We start from the raw sequence: 13,600 nt of genomic DNA, 5'->3' as shown, positions 1-13,600 counted from the left end.
CCTGTCTAGGGAAAGACGTCTGTGCGAGGGCTCTCGAGAGGAGTCTCAGGCAGTGTCACAGGTAGATACTTTTCGTCCCCGGCCGGGCTTCGGCTATGTGCGGACGCTCAGCCAGCACGAGGAACTGCCGTTGCTGCGCGATCATCTGTTGCGGCTCGATGCGGAAAGCCGGCACGATCGATTCAACGGCTTCCTCGATGACAGTTTCATCGAGCGCTACGCGGCCCGCTGTGCGGCCGACGGCACGATCGTCGTCGCCTACATGGAAAACGGCCTGGTGCGCGGCGCCGCCGAGTTGCATCCGCCGGAGCAGTCCGAGGACGGGCTTCCGGAGATTGCGTTCAGCGTGGAGGCTTGCGTGCGTCGCCGTGGGGTCGGCAGCCTGCTATTCCAGCGCGTGATCTCGGAGGCGCGGTGGAAGGGCTATCGCAAGCTTCGCGTGACGACCGGATCGCAGAACCATGCGATGCGGGCGCTGGCAGCCAAGTTCGGTGCGCATCTGGCGTTCCGTCACGGCGAATCGACCGGCACGATCGATCTGACCGAGCAGCCCCAGGATGAGCTGGCGAAGCTCGTGATCGAAGCACCGATCGCGGCAGCGCGGGCGTTCTTTACCCTCAATCGCGCCTGCTGGAAGCTCGTGACCCGGATGTACGGCGACAAGCGCGCCGCCTGAGCCGAGCCGTTGCTGCGACGACAAAGGCGCGACAGCGATCACCGCTGCCGCGCCTTTTCGTTTGATTGCATTGGCCGATGCGCCCCGGAGGGCGTTCAGGTGCCGGTGCGCTTGTCGAAATTGAAGCGGCGCACGGTGCGGCGCTCGACCACGACGGCGCGCTGCTGCGTGCCCTGGTCGGCCGTGATGACGCGCGTGTTGGTGCGCGCGGCAACGCGGACTGCCTTCTTGACCTCGGGGAGCACCTGCTCGAGCGGCAGACCCATCAGCGCCGACGCGATCTCGGCCTGAGCCTGGACGTCGTCGGTGATCCCTGACGCAGCGAAGATCGCTTCTTCAAGTGTCGGGGGATCACGCCTGACGCGACGCGGACCGTACTTGGTGTTCCAATCTTCGCTCATGGGGGCCTCGTGAATCGTCCCGGATACCTAGAAGCAGGATTGTTGCATTGCAATATATATTCCGCGAGGCAGCCCAGCTATGCGTTCACCATGTCGCGATCGGGCAACGCTGCCTGCGTCATGTGGATATCCTGGGGCCAGCGGCGCAAGGCCGCGAGCCCGGCTTTCGTGAGGACATAGACGCCGCGCTCGGCGCGGTCGAACCAGCCATAGACGTTACGCCGCAAGATCTTCGGCGCATCCGGAATGTCCGCGCGGAGGTCGCGGACGCGTCTCGGCCCGTCCGACAGCGCCGAAGCGCAGGCCAGCGCCTGCTGCCGATAGGCCGTCATGATGGGTGCGCGGGTCGAGCCGCCCGCGACGGGGTCGCCCTTGCGCCGCTGATGCTCGATCACAAGACGCGAACGCTTCTTGGGATTCTTGCGCGGCGCGGTGGTGGGCGGCTGCACCAGCACTTCGATGTCTCCGGCTGAGGTCACGGTCAGCATGCCGAAGCCGAGCCGGCGGCACAGATTGCGATAGCGCGCGTCGCTCTCGCGGCCCTTGCCGCGTGCCGACAGCTTCGCCGCGATCCAGACCTCGTCGCAGGCACCGGCCCGGTCGACCGCCTGCAGCAGCAGTTCCAAGTTGAAGACCTGCTTCAGCTCGCAGACGACCACCACCGGCGGGTCGTCGCCCTTGAGCGCCACCACGTCACAGCCGCCGACTTCCCCTTTGACCGAGAAGCCGAGGTTTTCGAGGAAGCGTTTAACGGGAAGGTAAAGCGCGGTTTCCAAGGGGCCGTCCGATGTGTGCGACTCAGAGCGCGCGCGAGTCTAGCCCGCCGAGTCCCGTGATGTCAGCGCCAAGTCGGGGTGACCGGCTGGCTTCGCTACACCCGGCCGATAACCGGTATCAGTGCGCCGGTCACACCGCTCGCGGCGTCGCTGGCTAGAAACAGAATGACCTCTGCGAGTTCCTGCGGCGTCACCCATTTGTCGAAATCGGCCTTGGGCATGCTGGCGCGGTTGGCCGGCGTATCGATCGTCGACGGCAGGACGGCGTTGACGGTGATCTTGCCCTTCCATTCGGCCGCGAGCGCTTCCGTCAGGCGATGCACTCCCGACTTGGAGGCCGCATAGGGGCCCATGCCGGCACTGGCCTGGAGCGCGCCCATGGCCCCGATGTTGACGATGCGGCCCGTGCTGGAGCGGACGAGATGCGGTATAGCCGCGCGCGATGCGTGCAGCGCGGTCATCAGGTTTCGCGCATGCATCGTCTCCCAGACGGAATCGTCGCCATCGGCGGTCGTCTCGAACGCGAACGCGCCGGCGATGTTGATCAGCGCATCCAGAGTGCCGAAGTGGGCGGCGACGGAGTCGATCGCGACCTTTGCCTGCTCGGGGTCGGAGAGATCGACGCCTCCGAGCTCGATGCGGTCGTCACTCGCCGGGATTTCGGCCTGGGCATGGTCGATCCCGGCCACATGTGCGCCCCGTGCGAGCGCGAGATCGGCCACGCTGCGCCCGAGCGCCCCTTGCGCACCCGTTATGACAATCACTGCTCCGTTCATTCCGTCCCTGGTCTCCGTTGACGCGCCCCACAGCGCCGCTTGCTATACTATGATCCTGCCGATGAGTTGCAATGGCCGGGCGGCCGGGGCATGGAATTGCAATCAGAAGGCGTGGTTCGTCAGAGGTGACCATGACCGCAACAGGCTCTCTCGAATTTCCTGACGTCCCCACCAGTTTTTCTCGTCCGATCAGACGTTTCAGACAGAGTCTGGATGCGCAGCGCAAGACCCGGATCGTGGCGCTGGGCTCATCTTCCACCGCGGGCACCAACGGAATCATCGCTTTTCCGGCCCGGATCGAGCAGTCGCTGCGCAAGGCCAATTTCGGCTGCATGATCGACGTCCTCAATCGGGGTGTGGGCGGACAGGAATCCCCGGACCAGCTCTCGCGCTTCGAATGCGACGTGATTGCGGAGCAGCCCTCGCTCGTCATCTGGCAGGTCGGCACCAACGCCGCCTACAGACCCGAGGTCTACAGTCCCGATGACGTCGAGGCAGCGCTGCGCGTCGGCGTTCGATGGCTGGCGGCGCTGGCCATCGACGTCATCGTGATCGACCTGCAATACACGGCTGCGATCGTGACGGTGCCGAACAGGCTGGCGCGTGCCGAGGACATTCAGCGACGGATCGAGAAGGTCACGTCTGCGGCCAACGTCAACCTCTTCGGGCGCTGGAATTTGATGAAGAGCTGGTATGAGGCCGGCCAGATTCCGTTGTCGGCGCTCGACGACGGGCACGGTGACCGCTTGCATGTGAGCGAAGCCGCCACCGCGAAGATCAGCGACGTTTTGGCCAGCGCCATCCTGACGGCGCCGGTTGCGCTGGCCTGATCGATAAAATTTGCCGGACTTTCGTAAGTGGATTGCCAGCGCAGCCCGCTAGCCTGTCGCTATGCCGCTTGAGGGGCGTTGGAGCTTTGACATGATGAGACATCTGCCGGACCATGGTTTGCCGCTGGTGCAACTGAAGGAGCAGCGGCGGGATCTGGTGGTCGCCCTGCAGAACCGGGCAGGTCCGGTGACCGGTTGGGAATTGATGCAGATCGCGGCGGTTCAGCAGGCGATTTCCGCATTCGAGGAGGTGATTGCCGATCTCGACGCGATGGAAGCCGCCGAGACAGCCGATATCGAAGCGGCCTGATCGGGCTCAAGCGTATTCGCGCCACACCGGCTCACGGCGTGAGATAGCGCTCCTGTAACGTCTTCCGTGCTGCGTCGTCGATGCCGAGACCGTCGCGCAGGTAGGTGTCGACGTCGCCGAAATCATCACGCATGGCGTCGAACGCAGCTGCTAGGAACGACGCCTGGACCATCCCGATCGTCTGGACGACATCAGCGGGAAGATCTGGGTGAGCCGCGGTCTCGCGACGATAGAGCTGGTTCGTGAGCAGGTAGTCTTCCAGGATGACGTCATCCGCAACGTCGAGCGCGTGTAGGACCAGCGCACAGGCCACACCGGTGCGGTCCTTGCCGGCCGTGCAATGGATCACCAACGGGACGTCCTCATTGAGAACATGCTGGAACAGCGCGCGGAAGCGCGGCGTGTAGTTGCGGATGTAGTTGCGGTAGGACTCGCGCATCAGCTCCAAGGCATGGTCGGTCGTGAGCTGTCCTCGTGTCGCCAGGGCCCGCAGCGCCGGCACGACGCTCGGCTCGATCGGCACGGAGTGAACGGTGATCTCGGCGATCGTGCAGAGGCCGGCCGCGCGCTCGTTGCGACCGCGGAAATCGAACGCTGCGCGAATGCCGAGCTCCCGCAGGACCGCGACGTCGGGCTCGGTCAGCTGTCCGAGATGGTTCGACCGAAACAGCCGCCGCCATCGCACGTGCCGGCCATCCCTGCTGGGATATCCGCCGAGATCTCTGAAGTTGCTGGCGCCGTGAAGGCCGAGATGGCGAAGTGGATAGGCGGACATCGTCTTGTTCTAGGGGACGCGGGCTTCGATGTGAAACGCCGTTTCATCGACGGACGCGACGCCGCAGGCACAGCCCTTCGACAGGACAGGGAAGACCATGAAACGGGTCACGACGGCGGCTTGTTTGACCCGGCAGGTCGAGTCCGCCGGCGACCGTCAGCAGCGGCGAGAGACATGCAGACGGCAGCGCAAGAAAAAGGGCCGGAACCTTGTCGGTCCGACCCTTCAGCAAAGGCGTGATGGCGTCACGGTACGGTCTGACATCAGCGATCCCACGCCGGCTTGGCTTCCTGGATCGCCTCGTCATGATACCAGCTGCCGCTATAGATCGTCGGCTGGATCGACGGCGCGATCAGCGGCGCGGGCGATGATCCGGATTGGCGGGGCGCAAGACCCGCTCGCCCTCCGCGCGGAAATTGGTAGATCCTGGCGGATCCCTCGTCCACATTTGTGTCCATTCCTCAGTCTCCTTCCAGCGGGCCACACATCAGGTTGCGCCCGACTCGTTCTCTTGTGGTGACCAGTCTCGATATCAGTGCTGCCCGGAGGGAATGCAACATGATCAAAACGAAATCACATGTTGCGCGTTTTGCAGGCATTTTTTCTTGTGCTCCCTCCGCAGCAACGCGCCGCTGACCAACACTTGGGCTGGACCAAAGGTTGCGAAGTGGAGCTCAAGTCTTTTCGAAAATGTCCGGGAGGTGCTGACGGCTTGTTCGGCCTCTCTTGCGCATCGCCGCAAATGCTAAGGAATCAAGCGGGTTTTCGACAGGATCTTTTCTCCGCCATGCGCTCCGTGCAATCCCGGTCGCGCTGCTTTGCCGCACCCCTGACGTGCAAAATCCGCCGCCGGCTCCGCCCCGATTGGTCTCCGTCCATGCGACGGGACGTCGCGGGATTTGGCACGTTCCATGCTTAAGAGTGCGCTGGCCGATCGTGGCCGGGTAAGCGGGGAGCCTTCGATTGCTGGGCTCCCACCTTTCGATAAGACAGAGAGGCTCAATGACGAAATACAAGCTCGAGTACATCTGGCTCGACGGCTACAAGCCGGTGCCGAATTTGCGCGGCAAGACACAGATCAAGGAATTTTCCTCTTTTCCGACCCTGGAACAGCTGCCTCTTTGGGGCTTCGACGGCTCGTCGACGATGCAGGCCGAAGGCCATAGCTCCGACTGCGTGTTGAAGCCGGTTGCCGTGTATCCCGACGCCGCCCGCACCAACGGTGTGCTGGTGATGTGCGAAGTGATGATGCCGGACGGCAAGACCCCGCATCCGTCGAACGCCCGCGCCACCATCCTGGACGATCCAGACGCGTGGTTCGGCTTTGAGCAGGAGTACTTCTTCTATAAGGACGGCCGTCCGCTCGGCTTCCCGGAATACGGCTATCCGGCCCCGCAGGGCCCGTACTACACCGGCGTCGGCTTCAAGAACGTCGGCGACGTCGCCCGCAAGATCGTCGAAGAGCATCTCGACCTCTGCCTCGCGGCCGGCATCAACCACGAAGGCATCAACGCCGAGGTGGCGAAGGGCCAGTGGGAATTCCAGGTGTTCGGCAAGGGCTCGCGCACGGCTGCTGACCAGATGTGGATGGCCCGCTACCTGATGCTGCGCCTGACCGAAAAGTACGGCATCGACATCGAGTTCCACTGCAAGCCGCTCGGCGACACCGACTGGAACGGTTCGGGCATGCACTGCAACTTCTCGACCAAGTACATGCGCGAAGTCGGCGGCAAGGAGTATTTCGAGAAGCTGATGGACGCCTTCAAGGAAGCTCGTGCCGACCACATCGCGGTGTACGGTCCGGACAACCACATGCGCCTGACCGGCAAGCACGAGACCGCCTCGATCGACACCTTCAGCTGGGGTGTGGCCGACCGCGGCGCCTCGATTCGTGTGCCGCATTCCTTCGTGAACAACGCCTATAAGGGCTATCTGGAAGACCGCCGTCCGAACTCCCAGGGCGACCCCTACCAGATCGCGTCTCAGGTCCTGAAGACGATCGCGATGGTTCCGACCGGCGCGAAAGCCGCAGCCTAAGACGCCGAACACAACACCCCGGGGCCGGGGGCTGATATGATGATCCGCCGAGGCAGTCGCTTCGGCGGATCATTCGTCTGGCGGGCTCGAACGATCGGAGGCGGCCTTGGCCTTGATCAATCGCAAGTCCGGTTTCGATCGCAGCGGTATGTCTTCCGTAGCGGTTTGTTTGGAAGCGGGGCATGGAATGAGCTATCGCAAGTGGGTTTCAGGCGTTCTGGTCGCCTGTTCGGCCATCTCCCTGGCTGCAGCGCAGTCGCAGTCAAATGCAGAACAATATCTGCCGCGGCTCGGCGACATCATGAATCTGATTCAGGTCAGACACGCGAAGCTCTGGTTCGCGGGACAGTCCAAGAATTGGGATCTCGCGTCCTATGAGCTCGCCCAGTTGAGGCAGAGCCTGACTGACGCTGCGGTCTTCTATTCGGGCCTGCCGGTGGACAACGTCACCACGCTCGGCCAGCCGATCCAGTCGATCTCGGACGCCATCGCTACCAAGGATGGCAAGCGCTTCGCTTCCGCCGTGACCGAATTGACGTCGGGATGCAACGCATGCCACGCGTCGATGGATCGGGGCTACGTCGCGATCCGCATTCCGACCGACAAGCCGTTCGGCAACCAGGATTTTCGGCCTCAAGGCCGCTGACCGGCTCCGCTCGAGGCGTGAGTTGCGCTGCAAAATTGCGCCTTCCACCGGCGGCGCGCATCGACTAAGAGCGGCGGCAACCTGTCCACCGCCTGAGCCCTCATGATCCGCCTCGATAACGTCTCCAAGCAAGTCGGCCACCAGATTCTCTTCATCGAAGCCTCCGCCGCCCTTCAGCGCGGCGAGAAGATCGGCTTGGTCGGTCCGAACGGGGCCGGCAAGACGACGCTGTTCCGGATGATCTCAGGCCGCGAGCAGCCCGACGAGGGGCAGGTCTCGATCGATCGCGGCGTCTCGATCGGCTATTTCAACCAGGATGTCGGCGAGATGTCCGGTCGCAGCGCGGTGGCAGAGGTCATGGACGGCGCCGGGCCGGTGTCGTCGGTGGCGGCCGAGCTCAAGGAGCTCGAGGCCGGCATGGCCGATCCGGACCGTGCCGACGAGATGGACGACATCATCGCGCGCTATGGCGAGGTGCTGGCGCGGTTCGAGGAGCTCGACGGCTACGCGCTCGACAGCCGCGCCCGCGAGGCGCTGGCTGGCCTCGGCTTCTCCGAGGAGATGATGGACAAGGACGTCGGCCTGTTGTCCGGCGGCTGGAAGATGCGCGTCGCGCTGGCGCGCATTCTCCTGATGCGGCCCGACGTGATGCTGCTCGACGAGCCGTCCAACCATCTCGATCTCGAGAGCCTGATCTGGCTGGAGCATTTCCTCAAGGGCTACGAGGGCGCGCTGCTGATGACCTCGCACGACCGCGAGTTCATCAACCGGATCATCAACAAGGTGATCGAGATCGACGCCGGCCAGCTCACGACCTATTCCGGCGACTACGATTTCTACGAGCAGCAGCGGGCGTTGAACGAGAAGCAGCAGCAGGCGCAATATGAGCGCCAGCAGGCGATGCTCGCCAAGGAGATCAAGTTCATCGAGCGTTTCAAGGCGCGGGCCTCGCACGCGGCGCAGGTGCAGAGCCGGGTCAAGAAGCTCGACAAGATCGAGCGGGTCGAGCCGCCGAAGCGGCGCCAGACCGTGGCGTTCGACTTTCTGCCCGCGCCGCGTTCGGGCGAGGATGTGGTGGCGCTGAAGAACGTGTCCAAGAGCTATGGCAGCCGCCGCATCTACGACGGGCTGGACTTCATGATCCGGCGCCGCGAGCGCTGGTGCGTGATGGGCGTCAACGGCGCCGGCAAGTCGACTTTGCTGAAGCTGGTTGCCGGCACCGCCGAGCCCGATGACGGCTCGGTGGCGATCGGGGGCAGCGTCAAGATGGGCTACTTCGCCCAGCATGCGATGGACCTGCTGGACGGCGACGAGACCGTGTTCGAGTCGCTCGAGCATTCGTTTCCGCAAGCTGGTCAAGGCTCGCTGCGGGCGCTGGCCGGCTGCTTCGGCTTCTCCGGCGACGACGTCGAAAAGAGATGTCGGGTGCTGTCGGGGGGCGAGAAGGCGCGGCTCGTGATGGCGAAGATGCTCTACGATCCGCCGAACTTCCTGGTGCTGGACGAGCCGACCAACCATCTGGACATGGCGACCAAGGAGATGCTGATCGCGGCCCTGTCGAGCTTCGAGGGCACCATGCTGTTCGTCTCGCACGACCGTCATTTCCTCGCCGCGCTCTCCAACCGCGTGCTCGAGCTGACCCCTGACGGCCTCCATCAGTATGGCGGCGGCTATACCGAGTATGTCGCCCGCAGCGGCCACGAAGCGCCGGGCCTGCGCAGCTGACGACGCGGCCATACTCGTCGCTCGTGCTCTGCTTGCGCTTTGTTCGCATCATCCCCGGCTAGCTCATCTGGACGTGGGTGAAGACGTACAGGAACAGCGCGCCGATCGCGATCAGGAAGATGCCGACCCAGAGCGGCGCCGCGACGCCGCTCTTGTTTGTGGGATCGAGCACGGCCGTCTCGGGCTGTATCGGATCGTAGTAGACGGTGACGTCGGTGTTGACCGGGTATTTGGCGGCGACGGCTTCAGCGCTCGACCTGTCGGAATGCAGCGCGGTCCAGCCCCAGTTCCAATGCGTGCTGTGGAAAGAGCGACCATCCACCGTGTAGCTGTATTCGATCGTGACCCGGAAACGCTCCTCTTCCGTTTCTCGTCCGCGATCGTCCTCACGTCGTGTGATCTCCATCGTCACGCCGGAGCGCGTGATGCGCCCCGGCGCAGTCGGCCAGGAGCGGCTCGCCAGGCGCTCCTGCTGCAGCTTCCAATAGGAGGAGAGTGCGACGGCTCCGAAGCCGAACAGGGCGAACGGCATCAGGAAGGCGAACAACGGCACGCCAGCCTCGGTCGTGAGCACCTTGCCGGCGAGCGAATGCGCCACCAACACAGCGGTCACGGCCGACAGCACGACGAACAGCGCCACAAGCGCCGCCGTGCCGCTGGCATTGGTGGGCTCGAGCACCGATTGCGAGGGGCGTTTCGGATCGTAAAAGACGCGGACCTTCGCGCCTTGCGGATATTTGCCGGCGAGCTCGTCGGCTTGCAGGCGCGTGACGCGGCTCGGGCTGCCGAAACGGATGCGGCGACCTTCGTAGCCCTTGCCCAACACCTCGTAGCGGTAGCGAATGTCAGGCTTGGCATCGGTGTCATCTGCCGACCGATGCGTCGCCGCGACTGACACCGCGGAGGCCACGATCTCCCCCTCGACGACCGGCCAGGCGCGGCCGCCGCTGGTCTTCTTGTGCTGAAGCCAGAGTCCGTAGCCGGAATTGAGGGCGAGAAACCCGAAGATGCCGGTGGCGACACGGGTCCAGAGCAGGGCGGATGCGGTGAGCATGTTGATCTCGCATGGGCCCGCCAGGGCGGGCGACATGCAGTGGTGTCCTGCGGGTTCCCCTCGGTTCAATAGCGTGCCGGTCCTCCTCAGCTCTCCACCATCTCGTCGAAGAACTCGATGATGCAGAAGCCTTCATCGATCGAGTTGAACAGAGTCCGGTAACGCTCCTCGCTCTCCGCCAGGGCGGTCTCGGCGCGCGCCCGCTTGCTGCCGGCATGGCTTTGCCCCGCCAAGCATCATGGCGGGGCGCCAGTGTCGTCAGCCGCCAGCGCGTCAGCCGCCGGCCTCGCACTTCTTCATGAAGCTGGTCTTGGCCGCGCCGGAGAGCTTCTTGCCGTCGGAGCCGACCGCCTTGGTTTCGCAGGTCTCGGCCATGCACTTCTTCATGAACGAGGTCTTGGCGGCTCCGGCCAGCACTTTGCCGTCCTTGCCCACGGCCTTGGTCTCACAGCTATCTTGGGCGAAGGCAGATCCGGCGGCGAAGGTCGCGAGCGCGGCAATCAGGAAAAACTTCTTCATGAGTGTGTCTCCTTGGGACAAACAACGCGGCGGATGGGAGCCGCAAATCTTGGCGCGATCAAGTTTCCTGTTCGGGCTTGTCACCCGAAATCCGGCCGCACGGCAGAGCTGGTTCATTGCCGTGTCGGCCGTATGAGGCCGAGATGCGCGCCTGCGGTAACCGTGTGCTCATGCGGTGCGGTGCCGCAGAAACGCGAGCGTCGCCGGGTCCCGCGCACCGTCGCAATAGCGATCGAGCGCCCGAGCGAAGATCCCGTTCGGGCTGATCGAATCGAACAGCGTCATGCAGGAGCGGAATTTGGCATCGTCCGGAACACCCAGAATGTCGCGCAGCGACTTGCCCTGCACCGCGAGCACCAGACGGGTGCATTCGAGCAGTCGCGGGCCGAGCAGGGGATGCGTCAGATAGGCCTCGGCCTCGGCACGGGAGCGGATCGCGTAGCGCTGGGCCATGGCGGAGTGGCCGAGCCCTTCGACCTGCGGAAACACGAACCACATCCAGTGGCTTTGCTTGGCGCCGGCCGCAAGTTCGGCGGTCACACGCGAATAAATCGAATTCTGTGCGTCGACAAATCGGCCGAGAGCATCACAATCCGCCTTCATTGGCTGCTCCAAATATTTGAATGATCGAGGTAATTTCTTGTTCTGGGAAGACATGGCGGCGCCAGGGCGGGCCCGATCCCCCTGGGACGCCGTGGCACTCTGGGCTGGCGTTTGTCTAGATTATGCCGCACTCTTGCCATCCTATGTCATGACGGGTCGAATCGTACCCCTTGGGGTCGGGCACCTTTCCTGGGTGGTCCGAAAAAGGGGGTATATCGGGGACGTGATGGCTTCCAGTGAAGCAAGCGTAGACGTTCTGTTGTCGCAAGGCCGCTTCGGGCGCTCCGAAGCGATCGCATTCGTGCTTGCAGCACTTGCGATCGCGGCGGGCGCGGCTGCATGGGTCGGCGCCAACAGCGAGGAGACGTCGCTTGCGACCGCGGCGCTGCCGGCCGCCGGCGCGCCGTCCATCACCTTCGAGACACGTTTCGCGCCGGCCTCCGCCTCGGCCACGGCCTATTCGGAAAAAGACGCGATTCGCGCGCTCGACCGTTTCGCCCTTCGCGGCGCGATCGACCGCCAACTGCTCGATGCCCGGGCCGCGCTGGTCAAGGGCATGGAAGCGCGCGATTCGGGCGGGCGCGACCCCAGCAACAGCGATTGGCGGCCGATGCTGACGGAGGGCAATACCGTCACGATGCCTGCACCGGGCGTGCCGCTGCCACGACCGCGCCCGTCCGTCGCCAACCTGCCGACCAGCCTGGTTTCGGCCAGTGCGCCTGAAGCGGTCGGACGTGTCGACGATCGCTCCATCCTGCAGAAGCTGTCCGACCTGTTGCCGAGCCCGACCAAGTTCGCCTCGCTCGGTCCGGATAGCGGCATCGTGCGCTCCGGGATCGATCTCGGCGCGCTCGGCTATGACAAGACCGCCGTGTACGACATCAAGGCCAGGATGGTGTATCTGCCGTCCGGCATCGGGCTCGAGGCCCATTCCGGCATGGGCAGCCTGCGCGACGACCCCGAGCACGTCAATCAGCGCATGGTTGGCGCGACCCCGCCCGCCACCTATGACCTGAAGCCGCGCGAAAAACCGTTTCACGGCGTGCGCGCCCTGCGCATGAACGTGGTGGAAGGATCGACCCTGGGCCGGAGCGGATTGCTGACCCACCCCTATATGCTGGGTCCGGAGGGTGATTCGAACGGCTGCGTCTCGATCAAGAATTACGATCGCTTCCTGAAGGCGTATGATGACGGCGAGTTCAACCGACTCGTTGTCGTCGTCGGGCTCGAGGCTGGCACCCCGACGCGGACCGCGCAAAAGACCGAGTGACGTTTTGTTGCTGGGCCTCGGCGCGACCTCGGCGGTGACGCCCGTCGCATCTTCCGGAAGGTCCCCATGATTGATCCCGCAAACTCGGAAACGCGTCTGCGTACCACCTTCAACATCAAGGTGAACGGCAAGCCAGTCGTGATTTCGACGGTCGGGCAGGCCCATCAGTTTCTCACCAGCCTCAATGCCGTCGAGTGGATGGAGTTCAAGTCGCTGCACGACCAGGCCATGGCCGCGCTGCAGGCCGCGGCCGACAACGCGATCATGACGGTGCAGGCCACCAACGCCGTGCGCACGCTGTTCGTGAGCGCGAAGCTGTTGTGATGCAGACGATGACGCGTTTGAGACAACGACCTCGCGCGGCCTTCCGGGCCGAGAATTCCTGCTCGGCGTCATCGCCCGGCTCGGCCGGGCGATCCAGTATTCCGGGACGGCAGTGATCGACCCAAAGGCCGCGGCGTACTGGATGCCCCGCCTGCGCGGGGCATGACGGCCGTGAGATGGGCCATGACCTCGCTCCACCGTCATGCCGGGGCGCGCGCAGCGCGAGCCCGGCATCCATAATCCAGAGCGGGCATGTGAGGCATGCTGGTCACTCCATCTCGTTTCATAAGTTCTGCTGCGGCATATGGATCCGGACTCGCGCTCCGCGCGCCCCGGAGTGATGACGTGTGTGTTGAGGCGCCTCGCGAACAAGCGCCTCCCGCCATCCGCCATCATCCACCCATGATCTCGCGATCTCGCGACGCATCCTGCGTCCGAGTGATTCCATTCGTCTTGCCCTCCGCACGGCAGAGGGCGCGGGGAATGCCGGGATGCTGGCCGCAACCCATGGCCCGCCTGCAGAAAAAAAGCAGGCGGCAGTCACCACAGGTTCCGCCGGGCAACCGGCATTCCCCGCGCGATGATCTTAACGGCTGCTTCGCGCGCTCCCCGGTGCGCCGGGCTTTCTGGTCACCGTGCACGACAACGCGCTTTGGGCGCGCCACCGTGGGGGCATCAGCGTCGGGATGCCAGGACCACGCGACTTGACCGTACGCGACATCAGCGTTCGTCGGCGCAAAGATGCGCTGCGCTGCCATCGCGTCCACCGCTCCTCCCGCTCCACGTCCGTGACGACCGCGATACGCCCCTTGTGTACGCCAGATCTGCCAGAATGCGCGAACGGGCGGTTCTCGCAAAACCGCCCGTCGCTGGATCTG

The 13,600-nt window shown here is 64.2% G+C and carries 17 protein-coding genes; 8 read left to right on the top strand and 9 right to left on the bottom strand.

Annotation, left to right across the window (positions count from 1 at the left end):
* Window positions 1–19: 19 nt before the first annotated feature.
* Entirely contained in the window at window positions 20–676 is a 657-nt protein-coding gene (locus QW868_RS32355) for an N-acetyltransferase family protein (RefSeq protein WP_409998061.1), read from the top strand.
* A 95-nt stretch (window positions 677–771) separates the two neighbouring features.
* Here QW868_RS32355 and QW868_RS32350 read toward each other — a convergent pair whose 3' ends face one another.
* The 3 genes from QW868_RS32350 to QW868_RS32340 all read right to left on the bottom strand — a co-directional run bounded on the left by QW868_RS32350 (window position 772) and on the right by QW868_RS32340 (window position 2,629).
* On the bottom strand, window positions 772–1,077 hold the full coding sequence (locus QW868_RS32350; protein WP_172109527.1) for a hypothetical protein: 306 nt from the start codon (window positions 1,075–1,077) through the stop codon (window positions 772–774).
* A gap of 77 nt (window positions 1,078–1,154) precedes the next feature.
* The gene (locus QW868_RS32345; RefSeq protein WP_316232455.1) at window positions 1,155–1,853 is read right to left on the bottom strand and encodes a DUF2161 domain-containing phosphodiesterase; all 699 of its coding nucleotides are present in this window, start codon (window positions 1,851–1,853) and stop codon (window positions 1,155–1,157) included.
* A 95-nt stretch (window positions 1,854–1,948) separates the two neighbouring features.
* A complete protein-coding gene (locus QW868_RS32340; RefSeq protein ID WP_315755694.1) occupies window positions 1,949–2,629 on the bottom strand; it encodes an SDR family oxidoreductase in 681 nt (226 codons plus the stop codon).
* Between the two features lie 71 nt (window positions 2,630–2,700).
* On the opposite strand from QW868_RS32340, the gene QW868_RS32335 reads away from it, so the two are divergent.
* Both QW868_RS32335 and QW868_RS32330 read left to right on the top strand, forming a co-directional pair.
* Complete coding sequence (locus QW868_RS32335; protein ID WP_316232454.1) at window positions 2,701–3,459, top strand: SGNH/GDSL hydrolase family protein; 759 nt, start codon at window positions 2,701–2,703, stop codon at window positions 3,457–3,459.
* Window positions 3,460–3,550: 91 nt separating this feature from the next.
* Entirely contained in the window at window positions 3,551–3,769 is a 219-nt protein-coding gene (locus tag QW868_RS32330; protein WP_012044361.1) for a hypothetical protein, read from the top strand.
* Between the two features lie 31 nt (window positions 3,770–3,800).
* Here the strand turns inward: QW868_RS32330 and QW868_RS32325 are convergent, their stop codons facing one another.
* Window positions 3,801–4,544 (bottom strand): tyrosine-protein phosphatase, encoded by a 744-nt coding sequence (locus QW868_RS32325; protein WP_315774582.1) that lies wholly within the window; start codon window positions 4,542–4,544, stop codon window positions 3,801–3,803.
* Between the two features lie 263 nt (window positions 4,545–4,807).
* The gene (locus tag QW868_RS32320) at window positions 4,808–5,002 is read right to left on the bottom strand and encodes a DUF2735 domain-containing protein (RefSeq protein ID WP_315741128.1); all 195 of its coding nucleotides are present in this window, start codon (window positions 5,000–5,002) and stop codon (window positions 4,808–4,810) included.
* 544 nt (window positions 5,003–5,546) lie between these two features.
* Here QW868_RS32320 and QW868_RS32315 point away from each other — a divergent pair.
* From QW868_RS32315 to QW868_RS32305, 3 genes are all read left to right on the top strand, one after another.
* Window positions 5,547–6,581, top strand: coding sequence for a glutamine synthetase beta-grasp domain-containing protein (locus QW868_RS32315; protein WP_315712320.1), 1,035 nt, complete (start codon window positions 5,547–5,549; stop codon window positions 6,579–6,581).
* Between the two features lie 187 nt (window positions 6,582–6,768).
* The gene (locus QW868_RS32310; protein WP_315780638.1) at window positions 6,769–7,227 is read left to right on the top strand and encodes a hypothetical protein; all 459 of its coding nucleotides are present in this window, start codon (window positions 6,769–6,771) and stop codon (window positions 7,225–7,227) included.
* A 102-nt stretch (window positions 7,228–7,329) separates the two neighbouring features.
* Entirely contained in the window at window positions 7,330–8,952 is a 1,623-nt protein-coding gene (locus tag QW868_RS32305; protein ID WP_315774584.1) for an ABC-F family ATP-binding cassette domain-containing protein, read from the top strand.
* 58 nt (window positions 8,953–9,010) lie between these two features.
* On the opposite strand, the gene QW868_RS32300 is transcribed toward QW868_RS32305, so the two are convergent.
* The 4 genes from QW868_RS32300 to QW868_RS32285 all read right to left on the bottom strand — a co-directional run bounded on the left by QW868_RS32300 (window position 9,011) and on the right by QW868_RS32285 (window position 11,128).
* The gene (locus QW868_RS32300; RefSeq protein WP_316232453.1) at window positions 9,011–10,006 is read right to left on the bottom strand and encodes a DUF3592 domain-containing protein; all 996 of its coding nucleotides are present in this window, start codon (window positions 10,004–10,006) and stop codon (window positions 9,011–9,013) included.
* 86 nt (window positions 10,007–10,092) lie between these two features.
* Window positions 10,093–10,239 carry a hypothetical protein gene (locus QW868_RS32295; protein ID WP_316232452.1) on the bottom strand — a complete coding sequence of 49 codons (147 nt, stop codon included), beginning with the start codon at window positions 10,237–10,239 and terminating at the stop codon, window positions 10,093–10,095.
* A gap of 40 nt (window positions 10,240–10,279) precedes the next feature.
* The gene (locus QW868_RS32290; protein ID WP_315741131.1) at window positions 10,280–10,525 is read right to left on the bottom strand and encodes a hypothetical protein; all 246 of its coding nucleotides are present in this window, start codon (window positions 10,523–10,525) and stop codon (window positions 10,280–10,282) included.
* A gap of 168 nt (window positions 10,526–10,693) precedes the next feature.
* Entirely contained in the window at window positions 10,694–11,128 is a 435-nt protein-coding gene (locus QW868_RS32285; RefSeq protein ID WP_316232451.1) for a DUF1810 domain-containing protein, read from the bottom strand.
* 226 nt (window positions 11,129–11,354) lie between these two features.
* Between QW868_RS32285 and QW868_RS32280 the strand changes: the two genes are divergently transcribed.
* A complete protein-coding gene (locus QW868_RS32280) occupies window positions 11,355–12,398 on the top strand; it encodes a DUF2778 domain-containing protein (RefSeq protein ID WP_315741164.1) in 1,044 nt (347 codons plus the stop codon).
* 66 nt (window positions 12,399–12,464) lie between these two features.
* Window positions 12,465–12,722: a hypothetical protein gene (locus tag QW868_RS32275; protein WP_315712312.1), complete on the top strand. Its 258-nt coding sequence runs from the start codon at window positions 12,465–12,467 to the stop codon at window positions 12,720–12,722.
* The last annotated feature ends 878 nt before the right edge of the window (window positions 12,723–13,600 follow it).

The organism is Bradyrhizobium sp. SZCCHNR1051 (assembly GCF_032489615.1).
GTDB lineage: Bacteria > Pseudomonadota > Alphaproteobacteria > Rhizobiales > Xanthobacteraceae > Bradyrhizobium.
This window is presented reverse-complemented; position numbering and strand designations above follow the sequence as displayed.

What these genes read in the sequence shown, in the direction of transcription:
- QW868_RS32350 (WP_172109527.1), bottom strand. Translation starts at nt 1,077, where the DNA reads ATGAGCGAAGATTGGAACACCAAGTACGGTCCGCGTCGCGTCAGGCGT.
- QW868_RS32340 (WP_315755694.1), bottom strand. Translation starts at nt 2,629, where the DNA reads ATGAACGGAGCAGTGATTGTCATAACGGGTGCGCAAGGGGCGCTCGGG.
- QW868_RS32335 (WP_316232454.1), top strand. Translation starts at nt 2,701, where the DNA reads ATGGCCGGGCGGCCGGGGCATGGAATTGCAATCAGAAGGCGTGGTTCG.
- QW868_RS32330 (WP_012044361.1), top strand. Translation starts at nt 3,551, where the DNA reads ATGATGAGACATCTGCCGGACCATGGTTTGCCGCTGGTGCAACTGAAG.
- QW868_RS32325 (WP_315774582.1), bottom strand. Translation starts at nt 4,544, where the DNA reads ATGTCCGCCTATCCACTTCGCCATCTCGGCCTTCACGGCGCCAGCAAC.
- QW868_RS32320 (WP_315741128.1), bottom strand. Translation starts at nt 5,002, where the DNA reads ATGGACACAAATGTGGACGAGGGATCCGCCAGGATCTACCAATTTCCG.
- QW868_RS32315 (WP_315712320.1), top strand. Translation starts at nt 5,547, where the DNA reads ATGACGAAATACAAGCTCGAGTACATCTGGCTCGACGGCTACAAGCCG.
- QW868_RS32310 (WP_315780638.1), top strand. Translation starts at nt 6,769, where the DNA reads ATGAGCTATCGCAAGTGGGTTTCAGGCGTTCTGGTCGCCTGTTCGGCC.
- QW868_RS32305 (WP_315774584.1), top strand. Translation starts at nt 7,330, where the DNA reads ATGATCCGCCTCGATAACGTCTCCAAGCAAGTCGGCCACCAGATTCTC.
- QW868_RS32300 (WP_316232453.1), bottom strand. Translation starts at nt 10,006, where the DNA reads ATGCTCACCGCATCCGCCCTGCTCTGGACCCGTGTCGCCACCGGCATC.
- QW868_RS32290 (WP_315741131.1), bottom strand. Translation starts at nt 10,525, where the DNA reads ATGAAGAAGTTTTTCCTGATTGCCGCGCTCGCGACCTTCGCCGCCGGA.
- QW868_RS32285 (WP_316232451.1), bottom strand. Translation starts at nt 11,128, where the DNA reads ATGAAGGCGGATTGTGATGCTCTCGGCCGATTTGTCGACGCACAGAAT.
- QW868_RS32280 (WP_315741164.1), top strand. Translation starts at nt 11,355, where the DNA reads ATGGCTTCCAGTGAAGCAAGCGTAGACGTTCTGTTGTCGCAAGGCCGC.
- QW868_RS32275 (WP_315712312.1), top strand. Translation starts at nt 12,465, where the DNA reads ATGATTGATCCCGCAAACTCGGAAACGCGTCTGCGTACCACCTTCAAC.